The 22,675-nt window shown below is 73.4% G+C and carries 22 protein-coding genes and 1 other RNA gene; 7 read left to right on the top strand and 16 right to left on the bottom strand.

Translation table 11 applies throughout. The features are described from left to right. Positions 1 to 42: 42 nt before the first annotated feature. Genes FXF60_RS14150 through FXF60_RS14125 form a run of 6 tightly spaced genes read right to left on the bottom strand, consistent with a single transcriptional unit; the run spans position 43 to position 7,129 of the window. Complete coding sequence (locus FXF60_RS14150) at positions 43 to 807, bottom strand: SseB family protein (RefSeq protein WP_151526616.1); 765 nt, start codon at positions 805 to 807, stop codon at positions 43 to 45. Continuing rightward, positions 798 to 1,508 carry a 1-(5-phosphoribosyl)-5-[(5-phosphoribosylamino)methylideneamino]imidazole-4-carboxamide isomerase gene (locus FXF60_RS14145; RefSeq protein WP_151526615.1) on the bottom strand — a complete coding sequence of 237 codons (711 nt, stop codon included), beginning with the start codon at positions 1,506 to 1,508 and terminating at the stop codon, positions 798 to 800. The genes FXF60_RS14150 and FXF60_RS14145 overlap by 10 nt, the downstream gene beginning before the upstream one ends. Next, positions 1,505 to 2,149: a hypothetical protein gene (locus FXF60_RS14140; RefSeq protein WP_151526614.1), complete on the bottom strand. Its 645-nt coding sequence runs from the start codon at positions 2,147 to 2,149 to the stop codon at positions 1,505 to 1,507. Before FXF60_RS14140 ends, FXF60_RS14145 begins: the two co-directional genes overlap by 4 nt. A 10-nt stretch (positions 2,150 to 2,159) precedes the next feature. After that, positions 2,160 to 5,435, bottom strand: coding sequence for a bifunctional [glutamine synthetase] adenylyltransferase/[glutamine synthetase]-adenylyl-L-tyrosine phosphorylase (locus FXF60_RS14135; RefSeq protein WP_151526613.1), 3,276 nt, complete (start codon positions 5,433 to 5,435; stop codon positions 2,160 to 2,162). A 13-nt stretch (positions 5,436 to 5,448) separates the two neighbouring features. Further along, complete coding sequence (locus tag FXF60_RS14130) at positions 5,449 to 6,777, bottom strand: glutamine synthetase family protein (RefSeq protein ID WP_151526612.1); 1,329 nt, start codon at positions 6,775 to 6,777, stop codon at positions 5,449 to 5,451. A 4-nt stretch (positions 6,778 to 6,781) separates the two neighbouring features. Further along, entirely contained in the window at positions 6,782 to 7,129 is a 348-nt protein-coding gene (locus FXF60_RS14125) for an MGMT family protein (protein ID WP_151526611.1), read from the bottom strand. Between the two features lie 38 nt (positions 7,130 to 7,167). Between FXF60_RS14125 and FXF60_RS14120 the strand changes: the two genes are divergently transcribed. Continuing rightward, positions 7,168 to 8,169, top strand: coding sequence for a TIGR03557 family F420-dependent LLM class oxidoreductase (locus tag FXF60_RS14120; protein WP_151526610.1), 1,002 nt, complete (start codon positions 7,168 to 7,170; stop codon positions 8,167 to 8,169). Positions 8,170 to 8,216: 47 nt separating this feature from the next. Here FXF60_RS14120 and FXF60_RS14115 read toward each other — a convergent pair whose 3' ends face one another. After that, positions 8,217 to 8,426 (bottom strand): hypothetical protein, encoded by a 210-nt coding sequence (locus FXF60_RS14115; RefSeq protein ID WP_151526609.1) that lies wholly within the window; start codon positions 8,424 to 8,426, stop codon positions 8,217 to 8,219. Positions 8,427 to 8,494: 68 nt separating this feature from the next. On the opposite strand from FXF60_RS14115, the gene map reads away from it, so the two are divergent. The 3 genes from map (at position 8,495) to FXF60_RS14100 (ending at position 11,327) form a co-directional block, all read left to right on the top strand. Next, entirely contained in the window at positions 8,495 to 9,355 is an 861-nt protein-coding gene (gene map, locus FXF60_RS14110; protein WP_151526608.1) for a type I methionyl aminopeptidase, read from the top strand. 58 nt (positions 9,356 to 9,413) lie between these two features. Continuing rightward, the gene (gene ppgK, locus FXF60_RS14105) at positions 9,414 to 10,172 is read left to right on the top strand and encodes a polyphosphate--glucose phosphotransferase (RefSeq protein WP_151526607.1); all 759 of its coding nucleotides are present in this window, start codon (positions 9,414 to 9,416) and stop codon (positions 10,170 to 10,172) included. Positions 10,173 to 10,370: 198 nt separating this feature from the next. Continuing rightward, positions 10,371 to 11,327 (top strand): type IV toxin-antitoxin system AbiEi family antitoxin domain-containing protein, encoded by a 957-nt coding sequence (locus tag FXF60_RS14100; RefSeq protein ID WP_151526606.1) that lies wholly within the window; start codon positions 10,371 to 10,373, stop codon positions 11,325 to 11,327. Positions 11,328 to 11,437: 110 nt separating this feature from the next. On the opposite strand, the gene FXF60_RS14095 is transcribed toward FXF60_RS14100, so the two are convergent. Further along, positions 11,438 to 12,895 carry a GuaB1 family IMP dehydrogenase-related protein gene (locus FXF60_RS14095; RefSeq protein WP_151526605.1) on the bottom strand — a complete coding sequence of 486 codons (1,458 nt, stop codon included), beginning with the start codon at positions 12,893 to 12,895 and terminating at the stop codon, positions 11,438 to 11,440. A 38-nt stretch (positions 12,896 to 12,933) separates the two neighbouring features. On the opposite strand from FXF60_RS14095, the gene FXF60_RS14090 reads away from it, so the two are divergent. Next, the gene (locus tag FXF60_RS14090) at positions 12,934 to 13,599 is read left to right on the top strand and encodes an MBL fold metallo-hydrolase (RefSeq protein WP_151526604.1); all 666 of its coding nucleotides are present in this window, start codon (positions 12,934 to 12,936) and stop codon (positions 13,597 to 13,599) included. A 115-nt stretch (positions 13,600 to 13,714) separates the two neighbouring features. On the opposite strand, the gene FXF60_RS14085 is transcribed toward FXF60_RS14090, so the two are convergent. Further along, on the bottom strand, positions 13,715 to 14,809 hold the full coding sequence (locus FXF60_RS14085) for a VIT1/CCC1 transporter family protein (protein WP_151526603.1): 1,095 nt from the start codon (positions 14,807 to 14,809) through the stop codon (positions 13,715 to 13,717). A 116-nt stretch (positions 14,810 to 14,925) separates the two neighbouring features. Here FXF60_RS14085 and rnpB point away from each other — a divergent pair. Continuing rightward, positions 14,926 to 15,311, top strand: an RNA gene (gene rnpB / locus FXF60_RS14080) — RNase P RNA component class A. Here rnpB and FXF60_RS14075 read toward each other — a convergent pair. The 3 genes from FXF60_RS14075 to FXF60_RS14065 form a co-directional block, all read right to left on the bottom strand. Next, positions 15,305 to 15,673 carry a DoxX family protein gene (locus FXF60_RS14075; protein ID WP_151526602.1) on the bottom strand — a complete coding sequence of 123 codons (369 nt, stop codon included), beginning with the start codon at positions 15,671 to 15,673 and terminating at the stop codon, positions 15,305 to 15,307. The two genes, rnpB and FXF60_RS14075, sit on opposite strands and share 7 nt — an antisense overlap. Positions 15,674 to 15,760: 87 nt before the next feature. After that, positions 15,761 to 16,567 carry an HAD family hydrolase gene (locus FXF60_RS14070; RefSeq protein ID WP_151526601.1) on the bottom strand — a complete coding sequence of 269 codons (807 nt, stop codon included), beginning with the start codon at positions 16,565 to 16,567 and terminating at the stop codon, positions 15,761 to 15,763. Continuing rightward, positions 16,564 to 18,033, bottom strand: coding sequence for an RNB domain-containing ribonuclease (locus FXF60_RS14065; protein WP_151526600.1), 1,470 nt, complete (start codon positions 18,031 to 18,033; stop codon positions 16,564 to 16,566). Before FXF60_RS14065 ends, FXF60_RS14070 begins: the two co-directional genes overlap by 4 nt. A 48-nt stretch (positions 18,034 to 18,081) precedes the next feature. Here FXF60_RS14065 and FXF60_RS14060 point away from each other — a divergent pair, with 48 nt between their 5' ends. Continuing rightward, entirely contained in the window at positions 18,082 to 18,828 is a 747-nt protein-coding gene (locus tag FXF60_RS14060; protein ID WP_151526599.1) for a YaaA family protein, read from the top strand. A 59-nt stretch (positions 18,829 to 18,887) separates the two neighbouring features. Here the strand turns inward: FXF60_RS14060 and FXF60_RS14055 are convergent, their stop codons facing one another. From FXF60_RS14055 to FXF60_RS14040, 4 genes are read right to left on the bottom strand one after another with little or no spacing between them, the layout of a single operon-like run. Further along, positions 18,888 to 19,832, bottom strand: a complete 945-nt coding sequence (locus FXF60_RS14055) for a class I SAM-dependent methyltransferase (protein WP_238335871.1) — start codon at positions 19,830 to 19,832, stop codon at positions 18,888 to 18,890. A 10-nt stretch (positions 19,833 to 19,842) separates the two neighbouring features. Next, the gene (locus FXF60_RS14050) at positions 19,843 to 21,033 is read right to left on the bottom strand and encodes a bifunctional RNase H/acid phosphatase (protein WP_192796755.1); all 1,191 of its coding nucleotides are present in this window, start codon (positions 21,031 to 21,033) and stop codon (positions 19,843 to 19,845) included. Continuing rightward, a complete protein-coding gene (locus FXF60_RS14045) occupies positions 21,030 to 21,767 on the bottom strand; it encodes a zinc ribbon domain-containing protein (protein WP_151526598.1) in 738 nt (245 codons plus the stop codon). Before FXF60_RS14045 ends, FXF60_RS14050 begins: the two co-directional genes overlap by 4 nt. Continuing rightward, positions 21,764 to 22,675: a Nif3-like dinuclear metal center hexameric protein gene (locus tag FXF60_RS14040; RefSeq protein WP_151526597.1), complete on the bottom strand. Its 912-nt coding sequence runs from the start codon at positions 22,673 to 22,675 to the stop codon at positions 21,764 to 21,766. The genes FXF60_RS14045 and FXF60_RS14040 overlap by 4 nt, the downstream gene beginning before the upstream one ends.

Raw genomic sequence — 22,675 nt, 5'->3', positions numbered from 1 at the left:
TTTCCTTACCCATGCTTTGCCCAGCCTTTGCCGAGGTCCGGCTCAGGCAGGGGTGATACGGAACGTCACCGCGTCGATGCGCGCCCGGGTCTCGGCATCGGCGGCGAGCCGCTCGCCGACCCGGGTGAGGATCTGCTGCACCTCGGACGCGCGGAGCCCGGGCCGCAGGCTCAGCTCGACCGTCAGGTCCCCCGTCGCGCCACTGAGCGCGTGCTCGGTGACAGCAGGCTCCTCCCGGACCCCGTCCGCCACGGCACTCACCACGTGCTCGTCGAGGTGTGCCGGGACCCAGGTCCGCCGCATCGCCAACGCCCAGACCATCGACCCCGAGAGGGTGTATGCCGCCGCGCCGGGCGGTGCCGGCAGGTCCAGCGGGATGACGGTGCAGCCCTCCTGCACCGCTGCGAGGGCGGCCCGCTGCGCGGTCACCGGGACCGGGCGCGCGCCCGCGTCCCAGCGGGACAGGGAGGCGGTGCTGGTGAACGCCGGGAGCGCCCGGGCGCCGTCGGGCGCGACGAGCGTCACCGAGGCCATGTCGCTGGACGCATCTGCCGGGATCCCCGAGGACTCGTCGACCTCGCCGGCGACGGCCACGATCGGCACCACCAGCCGCGCCCCGGCCACCGCGGCCACCACGTCGGCCGGGGACGGGTCCTCCTCGCTCAGGAGCGCCACGAGATCCGGGTCGGGCTCCCCCGTGTCGTCGTCGAAGCCCGTCCCGGTGAGCGTGCGACCGGCCCAGGGGACTCCCGCGGTGTCGCTGCCGCGGTCGGGCCGGTGGTCGGCGAAGCGGTGCGTCACCGGCATACCTCCAGCGCCTGGGCCAGCGTGAACGCTCCGTGGTGCAGTGCGGCGCCGAGGACCACCTCGTCCACGGCGGCCGAGTCCCGCAGCGCACGCAGGTCCTCCAGGTCGGCCACCCCGCCCGATGCCGTGACCGGGGTCTGCAGCAGCTCGGAGACGTGCGCGAAGGCCTCGAGGTCGGCACCCGTGCGGCGGCCGTCCCGGGCGGCGTCCGCGACGAGCACCCTAACCGCGCCGCCGGCCAGGGACGGGTGCCGGGCCAGCACCTCCGGCACGGGGCCCAGCACCAGGTCGGTGCCGCGGGCGACCACCTGCCCGGCGCGCGTGTCCACGGCCACGACCAGCCGGTCGCCGAGGAGCACGGCGGCCTGCTCGACGAGGTCGGGCCGGGCCAGCGCCGAGCTGGCCAGCACCACCCTGGCTGCCGAGGTCCCCGCCGCCCAGCGCACGTCCTGCTCGGTCGCGAGACCACCGGACAGCTGCACCGGCACGGTGATCTGCTCGACCAGGGCGGTCATCAGCCGGGCATCGCCCCCACGGCCGTGCGCCCGGTCCAGGTCCACGAGGTGGATCATCCGGGCTCCGCCGTCGACGAAGGTCTGCGCGACGGTGACGGGGTCGTCCTCGACGTCGACGGGCACCTGAGCAGCCCGCCCACCCGCGACGTCGACCGCCGGGAGCAGGGCGAGTGACGAGGGCGTCACGGGAGGACGCCGAGCTCGTGACGCAGCTTGACCGAGTCACGCACGGCGTCCTCGAACCACTCCACCTGCCGTCGGTCCGGCACCAGACGCACCGCGCCGGGCAGGTCGTCGGCGCGGGTCGGCTCCTCCAGCAGGCGGGTGCCCGGGAGCCCGAGCGTGGCCATCACCGCCTGCAGCATCCGGGTGGGCCGCACCCGGGTCTCGTGCAGCAGGTCCACCAGCTCGTCGCGGCTGCTCGCGGGAGAGCCGGCGATGCGGACGATCTCGGCCGGTCCCGCCAGCTCCAGCCCGGGTGGGCGCAGCAGTCCCCGCTCCGGGTCCCACACGACCCACCGGACCCGCCGGCGCCGCCCCGGCGCGTGCACGGTCACCAGCGCCCGCCCGTCCACCTCGAAGAAGCCGAGCCCCGGCGCCGCCTTGCCCGACAGGGCACGGCAGGCACTCACCAGGCCGCCGTCCTCGTAGGGCGGGTCGACCTGGGACTGGCCACGCGTGATCACCCCGATCCACCCCTCCAACGGGACCACGGTGACGGGCACGACGCTCCCGGCGACCCAGGCGTCGACCTCGGCGCGGGCACCCGCTGCCAGGACGAGTCCTCCCGAGCGTGCTGACTCGGTCACGGCGTCGGCGGGGCTCACCCGCCCCATCCTACGGACCGGATGGGCCGGTCTCGTCCTCGCCGCGTCGGCGATCGGTGGACCGGCCGAAGGGATCACGGCGGGGCGGCGGGAAGTGCCCCGCGGAGCGGGGCGGCGACACCACGCGGGGCCGTCCGAAGCCGTCCGTCCGCCGGTCCCGCGAGGCGTGGTCCCGACGCTCGCCGGACGACCCGAACCGTCCGGTGGTCCGCGAGTCCGGCTCGGCCTCCTGCCCCGGCCGCGGCGGCTTGTTGCCGAAGAGCAGCCGCTCCACGACGTCCCGGGAGTGGCGTGCCGTCCGACGCCAGTCCTGGGCGAGGGTGCCCCCGCTGCCGGGCGGCCGCCGCATCACCCGCGACATGCCCTCCGCGTCGCGCAGGTCGCTGGGCACGCTGTCCACCGGGCGACCGCGCCACACGATGCCGGCGTCCCGGAGCTGGGAGGCGACGCACCAGGCCTCGAGCAGCGGCACCTCGTCCTGCTCCCGGACCAGCCCGGCCTCCCCCGCGGCCCGGAGCGCGTCGATGGTGCTGGTGGTCCGCAGGCCAGGGTGCTCGTGGGCGTGCTGCAGCTGCAGCAGCTGCGCCACCCACTCCACGTCGGAGAGTCCACCCAGCCCGAGCTTGAGATGGGTGCGCGGGTCCGCGCCGCGCGGGAGCCGCTCCGCCTCCATCCGCGCCTTGAGCTTGCGGATCTCCCGCACCGCTGCGGGGTCGATCCCACCCTCGGGCCAGCGCAGCTGCTCGATCATCTCGACGAAGGCCTCGCCCAGCGCGACGTCCCCGGCCACCGGGCGGGCCCGGAGCAGCGCCTGGGACTCCCACCCGGCCGACCACCGCTCGTAGTAGGCCCGGTAGGCCTCCAGGCTCCGGACCAGCGGACCGCCCTTGCCCTCGGGGCGCAGGTCCGCGTCCAGCTCCAGGACCGGGTCGGGGCCGGGGCCGGACAGGCCCTTGCGCAGCTCGGCGACCACGTCGGCCGCCTGCTCGGCGGCGAGGTCGGCGTCCTCGCCGGCGACGTCGTAGACATACATCACGTCGGCGTCGCTGGCGTAGCCCACCTCACGTCCACCCAGCCGACCCATGCCGACGAGCATCATCACCATCGCCGGGTCCTCGCCGCGCCGGGCCAGGACCCGGCGGGTGGCCACGCCGAGGGCCCCTTCCAGGTAGGCGTCGGTCAGGTCGCTGAGGGCCTGGCGGACCTTCGGCCCCTCCCACCCGGCGGCGAGGTCACCCAGCACGATGCGGACCAGCTCGCGGGCCCGGACCGAGCGCACCGCGGCGAAGGCGTCGTCGGCGCTCGTCTGCCGGGTGGCGGCGGCGGTCATCCGGGCGACCAGCCCGTCCTTGTCCGGGGGCACCAGCTCGCCCTCGTCACCCAGCAGCGAGACCGTCTCGGGGCTGCGGATCAGCAGGTCGACGGCATACCTGCTCGACGACAGGACGCGGGCCAGCCGTTGCGCCGCGCTGCCCTCGTCGCGCAGCATGCCGAGATACCAGTGCGTGGTGCCCAGGGCGTCGCTGATCCGACGGAAGGCGAGCAGCCCGGCGTCGGGGTCGGCGCCGTCGGCGAACCACGACAGCATCACCGGCAGCAGGTGCCGCTGGATGGTGGCGCGTCGGCTCACCCCCTCCGTGAGCGCCTCCAGGTGCCGCATCGCCCCGGCCGGGTCCCGGAACCCCAGCGCCGCCAGCCGTTCGCGCGCCGCCTCCGGGGAGAGCCGCGCCTCGTCGCTGGAGAGACGGGCGACCGCCGACAGCAGCGGACGGTAGAACAGCCGTTCGTGCAGGCGGCGCACCTCGCGGCGGACGGCCTTCCACCGCTGCACCACCGCGCGGTCGGCCTCGCCACGCTCCCCGAGCGACCGCCCGAGGCTGCGCAGCTCGGCCTCGGTCGTCGGCATGAGGTGCGTCCGGCGCATCCGCTGCAGCTGCACGCGGTGCTCCAGGCACCGCAGCAGCCGGTAGGCCTCGTCCAGGCTGCGCGCGTCGGGGCGCCCGACGTAGCCGCCGTCCCGCAGCGCACCCAGCGCCTCCAGGGTGGTGCGCGAGCGCAGCCCGGTGTCGGCCCGCCCGTGGACCAGCTGCAGCAGCTGCACGCTGAACTCGATGTCGCGCAGGCCGCCGGGCCCGAGCTTGATCTGCCGGTCCACCTCCTCCCGCTTGACGTGCTGCTCCACCCGTCGCCGCATGGACTGCACCTCGTCCACGAAGTTGTCCCGACCGGCGGCCTCCCACACCATCGGCTCGACGATCTGCAGCCACTGCCGGCCCAGGTCCCCGTCGCCGGCCACCACCCGCGCCTTGAGCAGCGCCTGGAACTCCCAGGTCTTGGCCCAGCGCTGGTAGTACTCGCGGTGCGAGGACAGGGACCGCACCAGCGGCCCGTGCTTGCCCTCGGGCCGCAGCGCCGCGTCGACCTGCCACAGCGTGCCCTCGGCGGTCGAGTCACCGCAGATGCGCATCACCGCGCTGGCGAGCTTGCCGCCCACCTCGAGCGCGTCGCCCTCCTGCACATCCTCCCGCGGTCGGGCGAGGAAGATGACGTCGACGTCGGAGATGTAGTTGAGCTCGCGCCCGCCGGTCTTGCCCATCCCGATGATGCTGAGGTCGCAGCGGTCCTCCCCCGCCACCTCCGCCCGGGCGAGCAGCAGCGCGCCCTCCAGCGCCGCGGAGGCGAGGTCGGCGAGGGCACCCCCGACGGCGGGCATCAGCGCCACCGGGTCCTCGCTGACCAGGTCGGCCGTGGCCACGCGGAGCAGCTGGCGCCGGTAGGCCACCCGCAGGCGGTCGGCACCGTCGCGCCCGGAGCGCCCGCGCACCGCCTCGACGATGGTCCAGGCCTCGGGCAGGTCGCCCTCGGCCACGTCCCGCACGTGCTCGGGATGGCGCAGCAGCGACTCGCCCAGCGCGACCGAGCCGCCCAGCAGGGCCAGCAGCCGGCGTCGTGGCTCGCCACCGCCCCGCACCACGGGCAGGGTCGCCTCGTCCGTGCGGCTGCCGTCGGCCCCGGTGGAGCGCGGGTCGAGCAGGCGGACGAGCAGCAGCAGGGCACCGTCCGGGTCGGCACTGGCCCCGAGGTCCGAGATGAGGGAGGGCACATCGACCTGGTCCTCAGCCCCGGCGGCGGTGAACCGCTCCAGCACCTCCGCCAGCAGCTGGCCCGCGCGGCGGCCGTCCTGGAACCCGCCGCGGGCCAGCTCCGTGGCCCCGACCGGTCCCGTCGCTCCGGACGCCGCGCGACCACCGGTCGGACGGCGAGCAGCGCTGGAGCCCGGGGTCACGGCATACCCCCGGTCACAGCTGGAGCAGGTAGCGGTCCAGCTCGAACTGCGTCACCTGCGAGCGGTAGTCGCCCCACTCCTGCCACTTGTTGCGCAGGTAGAAGTCGAACACCTGCTCACCCAGCACGTCCGCCACCAGCTCTGACTCCTCCATCACCGCAACGGCCTCCCCCAGGCTCTGCGGCAGCGGGTCGATCCCCATCGCCCGGCGCTCGGCGTCGGTGAGCACCCAGACGTCGTCCTCCGCCTCAGGCGGGAGGTCGTAGCCCTCCTTCACCCCGCGCAGGCCGGCGGCGAGCACGAGGGCATACGTGAGGTAGGGGTTGCAGGCGGCGTCGATCGAGCGGACCTCGATCCGGCGCGAGTGGCCCTTGCCGATGGAGTACATCGGCACCCGGGCGAGCGCGGACCGGTTGTTGTGGCCCCAGCAGACGTGGGCGGGCGCCTCGCCGCCGCCCCAGAGCCGCTTGTAGGAGTTCACCCACTGGTTGGTCACCGCGCAGATCTCGCGGCTGTGTGCCAGCACGCCGGCCATGAACCGTCGACCGGTCTGGGACAGCTCGTAGTTCGCGCTCGGCTCGTAGAAGGCGTTCGAGTCCCCCTCGAACAGCGAGACGTGGGTATGCATGCCGGAGCCGGGCTGCTGGGCCAGCGGCTTGGGCATGAACGTCGCGAAGGCCTTCTCGTGCAGCGCCACCTCACGGACGACGGTGCGGAAGGTCATGATGTTGTCCGCCATCGACAGCGCGTCGGCGTAGCGCAGATCGATCTCCTGCTGGCCGGGGCCGCCCTCGTGGTGGCTGAACTCCACCGAGATGCCCATCTGCTCGAGCATCTCGATGGCCGCCCGCCGGAAGTCGTGCCCGTCGCCGCGGGCGACGTGGTCGAAGTAGCCGGCCTGGTCCACCGGCGCCGGCCCCACGGCCGGGTCGTAGGGCTCCTTGAAGAGGTAGAACTCGATCTCGGGGTGGGTGTAGAAGGTGAAGCCCTCCTGGCCGGCGCGGTCCAGGGTGCGGCGCAGGATGTTGCGCGAGTCGGTCGCCGCAGGGGTGCCGTCGGGCATGTTGATGTCGCAGAACATCCGGGCGGTCCGGTCGCGCCACGGCAGCACCTGGAAGGTGTCGGCGTCGGGCTGCACGATCATGTCCGCCTCGTAGACCCGGGTGAAGCCCTCGATCACGCTGCCGTCGATCCCGATGCCCTCGGTGAAGGCCTGCTCCAGCTCCGCCGGCGCCACCGCCACCGACTTCAGCGTGCCCATCAGGTCGGTGAACCAGAGCCGGACGAAGCGGATGTCCCTCTCCTCGATGGTGCGGAGGACGTACTCCTGCTGGCGGTTCATGGGTTCATCCTGCCGCATCGTCCAGGTCGGCCGCCGCACGGGCGTAGTCGCCGCCGAGCCGCTCGAGGTCGGCCCGGTGGTCGGCGAAGCGGCAGCCCGAGCCGGACGCCTTGAGCGCGATCCCCTCCCGCCGCCAGTGCGGCCTGGCCCGCGCGAGCAGCTCGGCCGGGAGGTCCCCGTCCCGGTTGGTCACCCGCCACCACGTGACGTTGCCGCCCCAGTGCCGCATGATCGAGCCGACCTGGCGCGGTCCGATGCCCACCAGCGCCGCCAGGTCGCCGTAGCAGACGACGTGCCCGGCCGGGACCTGCTCCACGGCTCGCAGCACCCGCTCCACCAGCACCTCGTCCACCTCGCGCAGGCTACCCGGCGCGTGCGTAGGCTGCCCTCATGAGCGAGCTGACGATCGGCTATGCCGCGATGCTGGAGCAGTTCCACCCCACCGAGGCCGTGGCACTCACCGAGGCGGCCGAGCAGCACGGCTTCTCCGGCTGCATGGCGGCCGACCACTTCGCCCCCTGGGTGCCCGACCAGGGCCAGTCCGCCTTCGTCTGGAACGTGCTCACCGCGGTGGGCGAACGCACCACCGGCGACCTGGGCCCGGGGGTCGTGTGCCCGAGCTTCCGCTGGCACCCGGCCGTGGTGGCGCAGGCGGCCGCCACGCTGGAGGCGATGTATCCCGGGCGGTCCTGGCTGGGGGTGGGCGCCGGGGAGGCGCTCAACGAGCACGTCCTCGGGGGCTACTGGCCCGAGGCCGGCGAGCGGTCCCGCCGGATGTTCGAGGCGGTCGAGCTGATCCGGCAGCTGTTCGACTCCTCCGTCGAGGGCAAGGACACGAAGTTCTCCGGCGAGTTCTTCCGGATGGAGACCACCCGCCTCTGGACCATGCCGGAGACCGCGCCGCCGATCCTGGTGGCGACGGCGGGACCGGTCAACGCGAAGCGGACCGGGCGGCTGGCCGACGGCATCATCACCGTCGGGGCGCCGCCGGAGAAGATCGAGATGCTGCTCGGGAAGTTCGCCGACGGGGCGCGCGAGGCGGGCAAGGACCCCGACACGATGCCGAAGGTGCTGCAGCTCCACCTGTCCTGGGCGCCCACCGACGAGGAGGCGCTGCACAACGCGATGACCGAGTGGCCCAACGGCGGCATGAAGTTCGGCAAGGCGGACATCCGGTCGCCGCACGACTTCGCCGCGATGGCCCAGCTCGTCCGGCCCGAGGACTTCGAGGGCCGGATGGTGATCTCCTCCGACCCGGACGAGCACCGGGCGCACATCCAGAGCCTGCTGGACCTGGGCTTCGACCGGGTCTACCTGCACAACGTGGGGCGCAACCAGCAGGAGTGGCTCGAGGTCTTCGGCCGCGAGGTGCTGCCCCGCTTGCACCGCTGAGCCGACACCGGGATCACGGCACCGTGGTGATGCCGCGACGCCGACCGTCAGTTCTCGTCGTTGAGGGGGTTGTTGTCCCAGTTGTCGTCCTCGCGCTCCTGCTCGTCCCACGCCTCGGTCTTGGCCGCCGCGATCTCGTAGGCGCGAGAGGCCTCGTCCTCGCTCGTGTAGGGACCCATGAGGTCGCCGCTGCGCGCGAGCTCGGGGTCGTCGCCCCGCTGCACCCGGCCGGACTTGGTGTTGTACCAGTACTGCATCTGCACACCTTCCCTGCGTCGACGACGTGCGTGCCCCGGTCGATCGGGCGGCACCTAGACTTCAGCCTATGCCCACCCTCGCCCCGATCGCCCCCGGACAGGTCAGCCCCCGACGCCCGGTGCCCGCCTCGATCCGGCGGCCGGAGTACGTCGACCGCCCGGCGCCCGCACCGTTCCGGGGCTCCGAGGTCAAGGACGCCGAGACCATCGAGGCGATGCGCGTCGCCGGCCGGCTCGCCGCCCAGGCGCTGCAGGCGTGCGGTGAGCTGGTGCGGCCCGGCGTGCGCACCGACGAGATCGACCGCGTCGGCCACGAGTTCCTCCTGGACCACGGCGCCTACCCCTCGACCCTGGGCTACCGGGGCTTCCCCAAGTCGTTGTGCACCTCGGTCAACGAGGTGATCTGCCACGGCATCCCCGACGACCGCGAGCTGCGCGAGGGTGACATCTGCAACATCGACATCACGGCATACCTCGGCGGGGTCCACGGCGACAACAACGCGACCTTCCTGGTGGGAGAGGTGGTCGAGGAGACGCGGCTGCTCGTCGAGCGCACCCGCGAGGCGCTGGATCGCGCCATCCGGGCCGCCCGCCCTGGGCGCGAGATCAACGTCATCGGCCGGGTGATCGAGAGCTACGCGAGCCGGTTCGGCTACGGCGTGGTGCGCGAGTACACCGGTCACGGCGTCGGCGAGGCCTTCCACTCGGGCCTGGTCATCCCCCACTACGACGCCGCGCCGGACTACGCCACGATCATCGAGCCCGGCATGACCTTCACCATCGAGCCGATGCTCAACCTGGGCACCCCGGACTGGACCGAGTGGGACGACGGGTGGACCATCCTCACGGCCGACGGACGCCCCTCCGCACAGTTCGAGCACACCCTGCTCATCACCGACGACGGCGCCGAGATCCTCACCCTGCCCTGACGCCGGCGGCCGGGGACGGGCATACTCGCCCCCAGGGACGCGGCGGAAAGGACCAACGATGGCAGGCAAGCACACCCTCGGGATCGACATCGGCGGCAGCGGCATCAAGGGGGCACCGGTCGACCTGAAGAAGGGCGAGTTCGCCACCGAGCGCCAGCGGATCCCCACGCCGGAGGAGTCGACCCCTCACGCGGTCGCCGAGGTCGTGGCCGAGATCGTCGACCACTTCACGGACGAGATCGGCTCGAGCTCACCGGTCGGGATCACCGTGCCGGCCGTGGTGCACCACGGCGTGGTCCGCACGGCCGCCAACATCGACCCGTCGTGGATCGGGGCCGACGCGGACGCGATGTTCACCGAGCGGATCGGCCGACAGGTCCACGTCGTCAACGACGCGGACGCCGCCGGGGTCGCCGAGGTGCACTACGGCGCGGGGCGCGGGAACGACGGGGTGGTGCTGCTCACGACCCTGGGCACCGGCATCGGCACCGCCCTGTTCATGAACGGTGAGCTGCTCCCGAACACCGAGCTCGGCCACCTGGAGATCGACGGCCACGACGCCGAGACGCAGGCGGCCAGCAGCGCCCGGGAGCGCGAGGACCTCTCCTGGGAGGACTGGGCCGACCGGCTGCAGCGGTACTACTCGCACGTCGAGGATCTCTTCTGGCCGGACCTGATCATCGTGGGTGGCGGCATCTCCAAGAAGGCGGACAAGTACCTCCCGCTGCTGCACACCCGCGCGCCCATCGTCCCCGCGCAGCTGCGCAACGACGCGGGCATCATCGGCGCGGCCTGGCAGGCGAAGCACCTCGGCTGACCCCGCGCCGCGGACCCTCAGCCGTCCTCGCTCCGCCTCTGCACGCCTCGACGTCACTCGAGAGCCTGTTCGAGGGGGCTCTCGGGTGACGAACCGGCTCGAAGTGCTGGCGGTGGCACCGACCGGGCTCGCCGGACAGTTATCCACAGATGTCCTCCAGACGCCCCGCGCTCGCGTGCGATGGGTCAGCGTTGAGTCATGCATCCCGAGCTCGCGGCGTTCCTCACCACGCATCACCACGTCGTCACCTCCCAGGAGGCCTCGGCTCTGGGCTTCAACCGCGAGGTGCTTCGTCGCCTCGTGCAGCGAAGGGTCCTGACCAGGGTGGCCCGTGGAGCCTATGTCCAGACCTCGGTGCTCCTGGGCCACCACCACCTGGCGGACAGACACCTCCTCCGCGCTCGCGCTCTGCTCCGCCGGCACCCGGACGGGTGGGCCGCGAGCCATACGACGGCCGCCCTGCTGTGGCGGCTGCCCGTCCTGAACGATGGCCTGGAGCGGGTGCACCTCTGCCATGCGAGCGCCAAGGGAAGCACGCGTCGGCACGAGAGCTACACCGTCCACACCTTCCCGGGTGCGGAGCACGTGCACGCCGACGCCGACCCGAGACGGGTCGACGTCGCCACAGCCGTCGTCGGAATGGGCCTGGTCGCGCCCATGCGCTCCTGCGTCGTGGCGGCGGACGCTGCACTCCACCGGCAGCTGGTCACCGGGGCCCAGCTCGACGCGGCGCTGGTGCGGCACGCGCACGTGCCCGGCGTCGGGGTCGCACGGTCGGCGATCCGCTCCGCTGACGCCAGCAGCGAGTCACCCGGCGAGACGCTCCTGCGGTTGATCCTGGCCGACCTCGGGCTGACGGCGATCCCGCAGTACCGCATCGTGCACGACGGGCGAGTCCTAGCACGGGTCGATTTCTACCTGCCCGAGATCGGTGTCGTGCTGGAGTTCGACGGCAAGGTCAAGTACGACGGTCTCGACGGTGCGGCGGCGCTGGCGGCGGAGAAGCGACGCGAGGACCAGATCCGCGCCTTGGGATATGGCGTGGGTCGTGTCGCGTGGTCGGACCTGGAGCACTCCTCGGCGGTCGACGCGATCGTGCGTCAAGCAGCCCGCGGGGCGAGGCCGACGTTGATCGCGAGCGGTCGGCCCGCCTGAGCGAGACGTCTTCGAGCCGCCATGTCACTGCAGAGCCTGCTCGAGGAGGCTCTCAGATGACGAACCGGCTCAGAGATGACGAAACCGCGCGCAGACCATCCGCCTGTCCCTCACCAGGAGGTATGCCGGGGGCGCCCCTCGTCGTAGCCTGCGGCGCCCTGGATGCCCACGACGGCGGAGGTGTGAAACTCCCCGATGGTCCGCGCCCCGGCGTAGGTAAAGGCCGAGCGCACCCCTGAGACGATCTGGTCGAGCAGGTCCTCGACACCGGGGCGCGCGGGGTCGACGAACATCCGGCCCGAGGAGATCCCTTCCTCGAAGAGCGCCGCCCGGGCCCGGTCGAAGGCCGACATCTCGCGGGTGCGGTGGCGCACGGCCCGGGCCGACGCCATACCGAAGGACTCCTTGTAGTGCCGCCCGTCCGTGTCCCGGATGAGGTCCCCCGGCGACTCCAGCGTGCCGGCGAACCACGAGCCCACCATGACCGAGGCCGCACCGGCAGCGAGCGCGAGCGCCACGTCACGGGGGTACTTCACCCCGCCGTCCGCCCACACGTGAGCACCGAGCTCACGCGCGGCGTCGGCGCACTCCAGGACCGCGGAGAACTGCGGTCGGCCCACGCCGGTCATCATCCGGGTCGTGCACATCGCGCCCGGCCCCACACCGACCTTGACGATGTCCGCGCCGGCCTCGACCAGATCCTGGGTGCCGGCCCTGGACACGACGTTGCCGGCCGCGATCGACACGCGCACACCGGTGCGCTCCAGGTGCGCGTCCCGCGCCGCGACGACCGCGGGCAGCACCTCGATCATCTTGTCCTGGTGCCCGTGCGCCGTGTCGACCACCAGCACGTCGGCGCCCGCGTCCAGCAGGTCGGCGGCCCGCCCCGTCACGTCCCCGTTGATCCCGACGGCCGTGCCCACGCGCAGCCTGCCCGCGCCGTCCAGGGCCGGCGTGTAGATCCCCGAGCGCACGATGCCGGTCCGCGTCAGCACCCCGACGAGCCGGCCGTCCACGACGACCGGCGCCATCCCCGCACGCGTCTGCTCCAGCTCGTCGAAGGCGGTCCGCGGGTCCACCCCGTCCTCCAGCACCACCCGCGGCGGCTCCATGACGTCGCGCACGGACGCGAAGCGGTCGACCTCCTCGGTGTCCGACTCGGTGACGATGCCCACGGGCCGCCCGTCCTCGACCACCACGGCGGCACGGTGCGCACGCTTGGACATCACCGAGACGACCTGGGCCACCGGCGCGGCCGGGTCGACGGTGATCGGGGTCTCGTAGAGCGGGTGGCTGGCCTTGACCTGCTCGATCGTGCGACGCACCTGCGGCAGCGGGATGTCCTGGGGCAGGACGGCGATGCCGCCGCGGCGGGCCACGGTCTCGGCCATCCGGCGCCCGGCCACCGCCGTCATGTTCGCCACGACGACCGGCAGGGTCGTGCCCGTGCCGTCCGAGGTCGTCAGGTCGACGTCCAGGCGCGAGGTCACCGACGACCGGGACGGCACCATGAAGACGTCGTTGTAGGTCAGGTCGTGCACCGGCTCCGTGCCGTTGAGGAACTCCACGGGGAGCAAGGCTACGTTCTGTTCCCTAGGGTGGCGGTATGCGCATCACCCACCTCGGCCATGCCTGCCTCCTCGTCGACGTCGCAGACGAGCGGATCCTCATCGACCCGGGAGTGTTCTCCGAGCTGGAGGACCTCACCGGCCTGACCGCGGTCGTCGTGACGCATCAGCACCCCGACCACCTGGACCCCGAGCGCGTCGACGCCCTCCTCGCCGCCAACCCGGACGCCCGGGTGCTCATGGAGGCCGACACGACGGAGTCCGTGGCGGACGCAGGGTATGCCGACCGCGTGGAGATGCTGCGCGACGCCGAGCCGGTGCCGCTCGGCGACGGCACTGTCGAGCTGACCGGCGTCGGGGAAAGGCACGCGGACATCCACCCCTACGTGCCGCGGATCGGCAACACCGGGGTGGTCGTGCGGGCCGCGGGCGAGCCGGTGCTCTACCACCCCGGGGACGCGCTCGACGGTGAGCCGGGCGAGGTGGACCTGCTCTGCGTGCCGGTGAGCGCCCCCTGGGGCAAGGTCGCCGAGGCCATCGCCTTCGTGCGCCGGATCGCCCCCTCCCGGGCGGTCGTCCCGATCCACGACGGGCTGCTCAACGAGCAGGGCAGAGGGATGTATGTCACGCACATCGGCGACTTCGGCGCCGAGGGCGGGGTCGAGGTGCTCGACCTGCGGGGCGCGGGGCCCACCAGCGTCTGAGCAGACCGTGCGGCCGGTCGACGCAGACCGTGCGGCCGGTCGACGCAGACCGTGCGGCCGGTCGACGCAGACCGTGCGGCCGGTCGACGCAAGACCGTGCGGCCGGTCGACGCGCTCAGCCGAGACCGATGGTGCCGAACGCGAGGCCGAGCAGGTAGGTGGCCCCGGCCGCGGCATACCCGATGAGCAGCTGCCGCAGACCGCGTGCCGCCGGCGAGGCGCCGGAGAGCAGCCCGACCACCGCCCCGGTGACGAGCAGCGCCACACCGACGAGGGCGAGCGCCAGCGTCACCGCCTGCCAGCCGCCCATCCCGACCAGGTAGGGCAGCACCGGCACCAGCGCACCCGAGGCGAAGAACCCGAAGCTCGCCACCGCCGCGCCCCACGGGTTGAGGACCGCATCGTCCTCCGCCGCCTCGGCGGCCACGGCCGGGACCGCGTCCTCGGGCACCCGCCCGGCGCTCTGCACCTGACCCAGCACCTCGGCGGCCCGGCTGCGCGCATGGTCCCGGTCCATGCCGCGCGCCCGGTAGACCAGCTCCAGCTCGTTGGTCTGCAGGTCCAGCTCCCCCAGCGCGGCCCGCGTGCCACGGGCGGGCTGGGAGGCGGAGAGCAGCTCACGCGCCGACCGCACGGAGATGTACTCCCCCGCGCCCATCGACAGGGCACCGGACAGCAGCCCGGCGAGCCCGGCGGCCAGCACGATCGCGCTGGAGACACCGGTCGCGGCCATCCCCATGACCAGCGCGAGGTTGGACACCAGGCCGTCGTTGGCCCCGAAGACCGCGGCGCGGAAGTTGCCGGAGAGCTGCAGCCGCCCACGTGCCGCCAGGCCGCGCAGCACCTCTTCGTGCACCTGCTCGTCCGCCGCCATCGACGACGAGGCGTCCTGCTCCTCCGCATACTGGTTGTCGGACTTGGAGCGCTGCAGCAGCGCCAGGACGAAGACCATGCCGAAGCGACGGGCGAGCCAGGCCTGCACCCGGTGGCCCAGGGTCGGCCGGGGCGGCGGGTCGGCACGCGGGCCCAGCAGGCCGACCCAGTGCTGCGCGTGCCGCTCCTCGGCGTCAGCGAGGCCGGTGAGGATGTCACGCTCCTCGCCCTGTCGCCGCGCGGCCAGGTCCCGGAACACGCGGATGTTCGCGTGCTCGTCCGCCAGGTGGCGGCGCCATCGCCGGACGTCGGCAGCAGCGGGCTCGCGGGTCGTCATGTGCGGGGAGTCTACGGATCCGACGGACGTGCGCCAGGAAGGTGATGCTTCCTTCGCCAACAGTGGTATGACGTAATTCCGCGGACGGTCGTCTGCCGGTATCCTGCCGCTGTGGATGAGTCGGCCAGGCGGCCGCGTCGGGCGCCCCAGCGGCGACCCGCCGAGGAACGTCCGGGCTCCACAGGGCAAGGTGATGGCTAACGGCCACCCGGGGTGACCCGCGGGACAGTGCCACAGAAAGCAGACCGCCCGCCGCCTCGGCGGTGGGTCAGGGTGAAACGGTGGTGTAAGAGACCACCAGCGCGCCAGGCGACTGGCGTGGCTCGGTAAACCCCACCTGGAGCAAGACCAGACAGTGCGCGCCCGAGGGCTGCCCGCCCGAGCGCACGGGTAGGTCGCTGGAGGTCTGCGGCAACGCAGACCCGAGATGGATGGTCGCCACCCTCGCAGGGCCGGTGACGGCGCGAGGGGACAGAACCCGGCGTACCGGCCGGCTCATCCACCCATCCGCGCGACCGCGACGAAGACGGCCAGCGCCAGCAGCACGACGTTGGTGCCGGCCGGCTGCCACTCCCTGCGCCGTCCGTGCACCACGACGGCGCCGACCATGGTCACCGCCAGGCCGATCGCCGCGGCCGGCGTCAGCCAGGTCGCGATGCCGGTCAGCACCGGGAGCACCAGACCGACCGCTCCGGCCAGCTCGAGCGCGGCGATGGTCTTGATCTGGCCGGCCGAGAAGTCCACCGCCCATCCCATCGCCGGGTTCTCCAGCAGCTTCTCCCGGGGCGTGGCGAGCTTGATCCCACCTGCCAGGGCGAAGACGGCGGCGAGCAGCACGGAGACCACCCACACCGCGATGTCCATGACCGAGTCCCTTCGTCGACGCACGCGTGTCAGACCACGATAGGGCGCCCGGCGAGGCCCCCGGCGGACCACCTCGCGACCGGCTCGTCAGGCACGGGCCGCGAGCAGCTCCTCGAGCGTCCGTGCCACCCCGTCCTGGTCGTTGCTGGCGACCACCACGTCCGCCAGCTCCAGCACGTCGGTGTGCGCGTTCGCGACGGCGTGGGCCCGACCGACCCACTCCAGCATCGGCAGGTCGTTCGGCATGTCGCCGAAGGCCCAGACCTCCTCGGGCAGCACCGGCGGATGCTGCTCGGCGCACCAGGTCGAGAGGGCCAGGGCCTTGGTCACCCCCACCGCACTGACCTCACCCAGCTGGATCGCACCGGAGTGCGACACCTCCGCCCGACCGCGGACGACGCGTGACACCTGCCGGAAGATCTCCTCGGTGCTCCACTCGCTGTGCCGCACCAGGATCTTCCCGGCGGGCTCGCTCGCGATCTCCTCGACGGTGCCGACCAGCCACTGTCCGTCCGCGCGCCCGGTCGCCCGCTCGAAGTCGGGCTCACGGGCGAAGCCGCGCAGCGACTCGGTGGCCAGCTGCACCCCGGGCAGCTCGCGCTTCAGCTCGTCCAGCAGGTCCGACACGAGGGCGCGACCCATGAGGCGGTGTCCCACGATCTCCCGCGTCGCCATGTCGTAGGTGAAGGCGCCGTTGCCGCAGAGCGCCAGGCCGCTCACCCCGAGATCGGCCAGCTCGTCCATCCACCGCGGCGGCCGCGCGGTCACGAGGACCACGTCCAGCCCCTCGCGGTCGCACCGGGCCAGCACGGCGCGGGTGTATGCCGACACGGTGCCGTCGGTGCGCAGCAGGGTGCCGTCGCAGTCGGTCGCGACGACGCGCACCTGCGTCATCGGTCTTCCTGCCCCACGATCCGCAGGTCGACCTCGCCCTCCAGGACGTCCGCGCGCTCCACGCGCACCGTGACCGCGCTCCCCAGCCGGGCACTGCCGGTGGCGACATCGCTCACCGGCGGGTCCACCAGCTGGACCTCCACCCTGCCGCCGTCCACACCGTCGACGACGACGGCCTCGAAGTCCTCGCCGACCCGGTCCCGCAGGACCGCGGCCTCGACCGCCGTCACGCACGCCCGGTCGACGGCGTTGGCACGGGCCCCCGTCTCCTGCATGACGTCCGGCAGTCCCGGCAGCGCCTCCCGGGCCCAGGCGGGCACGTCCCTGCCGGCGCTGAGCGCCTCGCAGACGGCCAGCCCGAAGCGGTCGACGAGGCGGCGCAGCGGCGCGGTGACGTGGGCGTAGGGTGCGGCGATCGCCGACTGCACCTGCTCGTCCTCGCGGGGCAGCTCACCGTCGAAGGCGGTGTACCCGGCGCCGCGGAAGAGGAACGTCGCGGCGTTGACGATCGCCAGGTGACGGGTGTCGGTCTTGTCAAGCGTGCGGAGGAACTCGCCGTAGGGCATACCGGCCGGCCACTGCGCCCCCAGCGCCTCGACCTCACGCCGGAAGCGGGCCACCGCACCGTCCGTCGGCTCGGGCATGGTGCGCAGGATGCCCACCGCGCCGTCCAGCATGATCCGCGCGGCGACCATGCCGGTGAGCAACGAGATCTGGGCGTTCCAGTCCTCCGCCGGGAGCAGCGGCCTCAGCGAGAGCTGGTACTCGCACCCGCTCTCCGGACTGCCGACGCCGACCTCCTGCTCCGGCATCGGCAGGCTGGCGCCACCCCGCGCGATCTCCCGCGCGATGCGCAGCTCGCCCACCTCCTTGAGCAGCAGCAGCGTCTCCTCCCCCTCGCCGTCGTCCACCAGCTGCTGCACCTCGGTGTAGGTGTAGCGCCGGCGCGAGCGGACCATCGCTCGGTAGATCTCGGCGCTGCCCCGCTCCCCCTGGTCGGTGAGCCGGATGTCCCAGACGTATGCCGGCCGGTCGGCGTCCGGCAGCAGGCTCGCCGCCTCCTCGCTCAGCACGGGCGGGTGCAGCGGCACGCGCCTGTCGGGGCAGTAGATGGTCTGGCCGCGGAGCCGGGTCTCGGCGTCCAGGGCACCGCCCTCGGCGAGGAACGCAGGCACGTCGGCGATGGCATACCGCACCCGGTAGCCCTCGCCGTCCCGGGCAATGTGCATCGCCTGGTCCAGGTCCATCGAGCCGGGTGGATCGATGGTGATGAAGTCGACCGACGTCTCGTCCCGGTCCGGCAGCTCCGGTGAGTCCACGGCCTGCTCGGCCTCGGCCAGGGCCGCCTCGGGGAAGGTCTCGCGGACCTCCTGCTCCTCGCGGATCCGCTCGAACGCCCGGGTCAGCAGCTGCCCCGTCTCCGTCGCGGACGGGTCGCAGGTGAGGGTGGTTGCGCGATCGACCATGGCGCACACCCTACGTGTCCGCTCCGACCGCTGCCCTACCCTGGCGCGGTGCTGATCCTGCTGCCGCCGTCCGAGACCAAGGCGACCCGCGTGCGGGGGGCGGCGCTGCGGTGGGAGGGGCTGAGCGCCCCCGGGCTCACCGGGCCACGACAGCAGGTGGCCAGCGCGCTCGCCCAGGTCAGCGCGGGTGCCGATGCCCCGGCGGCCCTCGGGGTCAGCCCCAACCTGGGCGAGGAGATCTCCCGGAACACGCGGCTCTGGTCGGCGCCGACGCTGCCCGCCCGCGAGCTCTACTCCGGGGTGCTCTACGACGCCCTCGACCTGCCCTCCCTGGACGCGGGCGCCTCACGCCGCGCCACCTCACGGCTCCGGGTCGTCTCGGCCCTCTACGGGGTCGTCCGGATGACCGACCGGGTCGCGCCCTATCGCCTCTCGATGGGGGTGAACCTGCCCGGTGTCGGCCCGCTCGCCGGCTTCTGGAGGCCGCACCTGGATCCCGTGCTCACCGAGGCGGCCGGCCGCGGCCTCGTGGTCGACACCCGCTCCAGCACGTATGCCGCCGCCTGGTCGCCGTCCGGACCGGCAGCCGCGCGCTGGGTCCAGGTCCGGGTGCCGGGGGCGACGCACATGGCCAAGCACACGCGCGGGCTCGTGGCACGGGCGCTGTGCCAGGCGCCGGGCGACCCGCGCCGTCCGCAGGCCCTGACCGACCTGCTCGCACCGGACTTCGAGGTTCAGTTGCACGAGCCGAGCCGCCCCGGCCGCCCCTGGGTCCTCGACGTCCAGCCCGCCTGACCGGGAGTGACCACGGGATAGCACAACCTTCATCGGCATACATCCCGATGAAGCTTGTGCTATCCCGTGGTCGGTCGGAGCGGGGGCCTGCGGGCCACCACGCTGAGCGCCACCGGCACCTGGCTGCGCCACGGCTCCGGCAGCACCCAGGCCTCGCCCTCCACCGTCATCGACGGGTGCTGCGGCCACGGCAGGTCCTGGTGCTCACCGACCTCCACGAGCTGCAGACCGGCGTCGACCAGGGCCATGAGGGTCTCCGAGACCGGGTGGGACCACTCGTAGTTGCGCGGCTGCGTGATGGGCGAGGTGTCCCCGTCGGTGTAGGTCACGCCGTCGTCGTGGGTGAAGACCTCACCCGGGGGGAGCGGGAAGTAGCCGTAGGCCGGGGTCATCACCGACGGGTCCGTGTCCAGCATGAGGTTCGACATCGGATGGCTGTCGCGGAAGAAGAACGTCCCACCCGGGCGCAGCAGCCCGGCGACCTGTCTGCCCCACCCCGCCAGGTCCTGGAGCCAGCAGATGGTCCCGATGGAGGTGTGCACGAGGTCGAACTGCGTGCCGACCGCCGCCGCGGCGTCCAGCACGTTGGCCTCGACATACCTGATCTCCTGCCCGGCGCGGGCGGCGAGGTCACGGGCGATCCGGAGCGACCGGGGCGAGAGGTCGACGCCGGTGCATCGCGCGCCGCGGCGCGCCAGGCCGAGGGTGTCGGTCCCGATGTGGCACTGCAGGTGGCACAGGTCGAGCCCGTCCAGCCGGGGTATGCCGTCGCTGCCCTGCCGACGGTCGGCGTCGGGCAGGTGCGGCGCCAGGATCTCGAGGTCCCGGCGCACGACGGCGCTCACCCGGGTGGGGTCGGAGACCAGGCCGTCGAGGTCGTAGGTCGCGCTGGCGGCGTGCACCTGGGCCCGGCCGTCCCAGTTGTCCCGGTTCGCGGCGTAGGCCTCCTCCGGCGTCGCCCGGCTGCGGCTCATGGGCTCCAGACCCTCGGGGAAGACCTCCACGGCGGCCAGCCTAGGGATCGGTCCGGCGCAGGTCGTGCAGGTGCTGGGTGTCGTTGACGAAGGCCACCTGCACCCCGCCGTCGGGCCAGAACTCGACCGCGGTGAGCGAGGCCGGGCCGGTGGCGATGCTCCAGCCGCGCTCGTGGTCGACCCCGAGCACCCGGCACAGCACCGACATGATCGCCACCCGGTGGGTCGCCACCACGACCGTGCCACCAGGCTCGAGCGCCCGGTCCAGGGCCTGAGCCACGCGCTCGTCCAGCTCCCGGCGCGACTCACCCCCGGGCCGGGCGAAGTCGAGGTCGCTGCGCAGCCGCGCCACGTCGTCCGGCTCCCGGGCGGCGAGGGCCGGCATCGCCCGCCCGTCCCAGTCGCCGAAGGACTGCTCGTCCCAGTCGCGGTCCTCCTCACGCCGCACGCCGAGCGCCGCGGCGACGGCCTCGCCCGTCTGCCGCGCGCGGCTCAGCGAGGAGGACACCACCCGGGGGGTCCCGCCGTCCGAGCGGGACAGCAGCGCCCGCACCGCACCGGCCGCCGCCTCCGCCTGGCGGACTCCGTCGTCGTTGAGGCTCGGGTCGGCCCCACCCCGACCGTCCATCCGGTGCTGCACGGTGAAGTCCGTGACGCCGTGCCGGACCAGGACGAGGCGGGTGGGCCCCTCCAGGACCGGCACGGTCTCGTCCGAGATGTAGGCCTCGGTCCGGGCGTCCTCCGCAGCGTCATCCGTCGACCCGGCCACTCCCGGTGCGCCGGTGTGGTCGCGGCGGACGGTATGCCCGTCCATGCCGTCGTTGGAGAGCGCGTCCGCGGCCGCGTTCTCGCCGCGGGGGATCCAGGTGAAGTCGACCGCTCCGCCCCGGCTCTGGATGTCCTGCACCAGCCGGCGCGCGTCCAGCGCCAGCCGGCGCATGTCCTCGTGCTTGATCTTCCACCGGCCGGCCATCTGCTCGACGACCAGCTTGGAGTCCATCCTGACCTCCACGGAGGCGTCGGTGGCCAGGTCGAGCTCGAGCACCGCGCGCAGCCCTTCGATCAGCCCGGTGTACTCCGCGACGTTGTTGGACGCCTTGCCCAGGGGGGCCGCACGCTCGGCGAGCAGCTCCCCGGTCCTGGCGTCCCGGACGAGGGCGCCGTAGCCCGCGACCCCGGGGTTCCCGCGCGACCCGCCGTCGGCCTCGACGACCAGGGCGCGCGGCGTCACAGGCCGGACTCCGCCGTGCGGACCAGGATCCGCCCGCACTCCTCGCAGCGGACCACCTCGTCCTCGGCGGCCGCCCTGATCCGTCCGAGGTCGACCGCGTTGAGCTCCAGGCGGCACCCGCCGCACCGGCGCTGCTGCAGCTGTGCCGCGCCCGAGCCCAGCTGGGTCCGGAGCCGCTCGTAGAGCGCGAGCAGCTCGGCGGACAGGTCGGCGACGATCGCCTCGCGCCCGGCGGCCACGTCGTCCCGCTCGCTGCCGATGGCGGCGGACTTCTCGTCGCGCACGGACCGCAGCTCACCCAGCCGGGAGGCGTGCTCGTCCCGGGCGGCGGTCGCGGCCCGCTCGGCCTCCTGGGCCTGCTCGACCCGCTCCATCACCTCGAGCTCCTCGTCCTCCAGCACCGTCTGCCGCCGCGCGAGCGACTCCAGCTCGTGCTGCAGCCCCTGCAGGTCCTTGGCGCTCCCGGTGCCGGCCTCCAGCCGCTGCTGGTCCCGCGCGGCCCGGTCACGGACCTGCTGCACCGCCGCCTCGGCCTTCGCGACCTCCCGCTCGAGGTCGCTCACCTCGGTGCCGGTGCGCACCACGTCCGCCTGGAGGCCGGGCTCCTCGCCCTCCATCCGGCTGATGTCGACCTGCTCGGGCAGGCTCGCGAGCCGGTGCTCGAGCTGGGCGATCCGGGTGTCCAGGTCCTGCAGCTCCAGCAGCCGGGCCTGCATCTCGGGGGTGGCCTTCACGTTCGGTCTCCTTCGGACGGGTGGGCGGGGGAGGCAACGGAGGGCTCGTCCGACGTGCTCGTGGCGCCGACGACGAAGTCCCAGGGGTCGGTGGACACCGTCGAGATGTCCACGTCGACGTCGAGCCTGCTGCGCAGGAGCTCGCGCAACCCTGGCAGCCAGAGCCACTCGCTCGCGTAGTGCCCGGCGTCGACGAGGTAGGGCGTCGCCGGCCGCCCGGCGCGGGCGGCGGCATACGCCTCCTCCCGGGCCTCCAGCGCGGGGTGGTGGCGCAGGTCCGCGGTCACGTAGACGTCCGCGCCGGAGCGCCGGACGGCCCCGAACTCCCCGTCGCCCGCTCCCCCGAGGACGGCGACGCGGCGGACCTGCCCCTCCGGGTCTCCGCTCACCCGCACACCCCCCGCGGTCGGCGGGAGAGCCGCGGCCAGCCGGGAGGCGAAGGCACGCAGCGTGACCGGCTCGGCCAGCTCGCCGACCCGGCCCAGCTCCTGCTCCTCGGTCACGGTGAGCGGCTCGGTCGCCGCGAGCCCGCAGGCGGCGGCCAGCGCCTGGCCCACCCCGGGGTCGGCCACGTCGGCGTTGGTGTGCGCGCAGTAGAGCGCGATGTCGTTGACCACGAGCTCGGTGACGGTGGCGCCCTTGGCGCTGGTGGTGGCCACGGAGTGGACACCACGCAGCAGCAGCGGGTGGTGGGTGACGATGAGGTCGGCACCCGTGCGCACCGCCTCGGCGACGACCTCGAGCGTCGGGTCGACCGCGACGAGCACGCGGCGCACGCTCTGCTCCGGGTCACCGGTGACCAGGCCCACGCGGTCCCACGACTGGGCGGTGCCGGGAGGGTAGAGCTCCTCCAGGGAGGCGATCACGTCGGCCAGGGGGACGCCGACCTCGGCTGTGCTGCCTTTCAC

The sequence above is a fragment of the Serinicoccus kebangsaanensis genome, assembly GCF_008919445.1.
GTDB classification, from domain to species: Bacteria; Actinomycetota; Actinomycetes; order Actinomycetales; family Dermatophilaceae; genus Ornithinicoccus; species Ornithinicoccus kebangsaanensis.
This window is presented reverse-complemented; position numbering and strand designations above follow the sequence as displayed.

Excerpts from the sequence above, each read along its gene's own strand:
- FXF60_RS14150 (WP_151526616.1), bottom strand. The coding sequence starts at position 807 with ATGCCGGTGACGCACCGCTTCGCCGACCACCGGCCCGACCGCGGCAGC.
- FXF60_RS14130 (WP_151526612.1), bottom strand. The coding sequence starts at position 6,777 with ATGAACCGCCAGCAGGAGTACGTCCTCCGCACCATCGAGGAGAGGGAC.
- FXF60_RS14120 (WP_151526610.1), top strand. The coding sequence starts at position 7,168 with ATGAGCGAGCTGACGATCGGCTATGCCGCGATGCTGGAGCAGTTCCAC.
- FXF60_RS14115 (WP_151526609.1), bottom strand. The coding sequence starts at position 8,426 with ATGCAGTACTGGTACAACACCAAGTCCGGCCGGGTGCAGCGGGGCGAC.
- map (WP_151526608.1), top strand. The coding sequence starts at position 8,495 with ATGCCCACCCTCGCCCCGATCGCCCCCGGACAGGTCAGCCCCCGACGC.
- ppgK (WP_151526607.1), top strand. The coding sequence starts at position 9,414 with ATGGCAGGCAAGCACACCCTCGGGATCGACATCGGCGGCAGCGGCATC.
- FXF60_RS14100 (WP_151526606.1), top strand. The coding sequence starts at position 10,371 with ATGCATCCCGAGCTCGCGGCGTTCCTCACCACGCATCACCACGTCGTC.
- FXF60_RS14090 (WP_151526604.1), top strand. The coding sequence starts at position 12,934 with ATGCGCATCACCCACCTCGGCCATGCCTGCCTCCTCGTCGACGTCGCA.
- FXF60_RS14085 (WP_151526603.1), bottom strand. The coding sequence starts at position 14,809 with ATGACGACCCGCGAGCCCGCTGCTGCCGACGTCCGGCGATGGCGCCGC.
- FXF60_RS14075 (WP_151526602.1), bottom strand. The coding sequence starts at position 15,673 with ATGGACATCGCGGTGTGGGTGGTCTCCGTGCTGCTCGCCGCCGTCTTC.
- FXF60_RS14070 (WP_151526601.1), bottom strand. The coding sequence starts at position 16,567 with ATGACGCAGGTGCGCGTCGTCGCGACCGACTGCGACGGCACCCTGCTG.
- FXF60_RS14065 (WP_151526600.1), bottom strand. The coding sequence starts at position 18,033 with ATGGTCGATCGCGCAACCACCCTCACCTGCGACCCGTCCGCGACGGAG.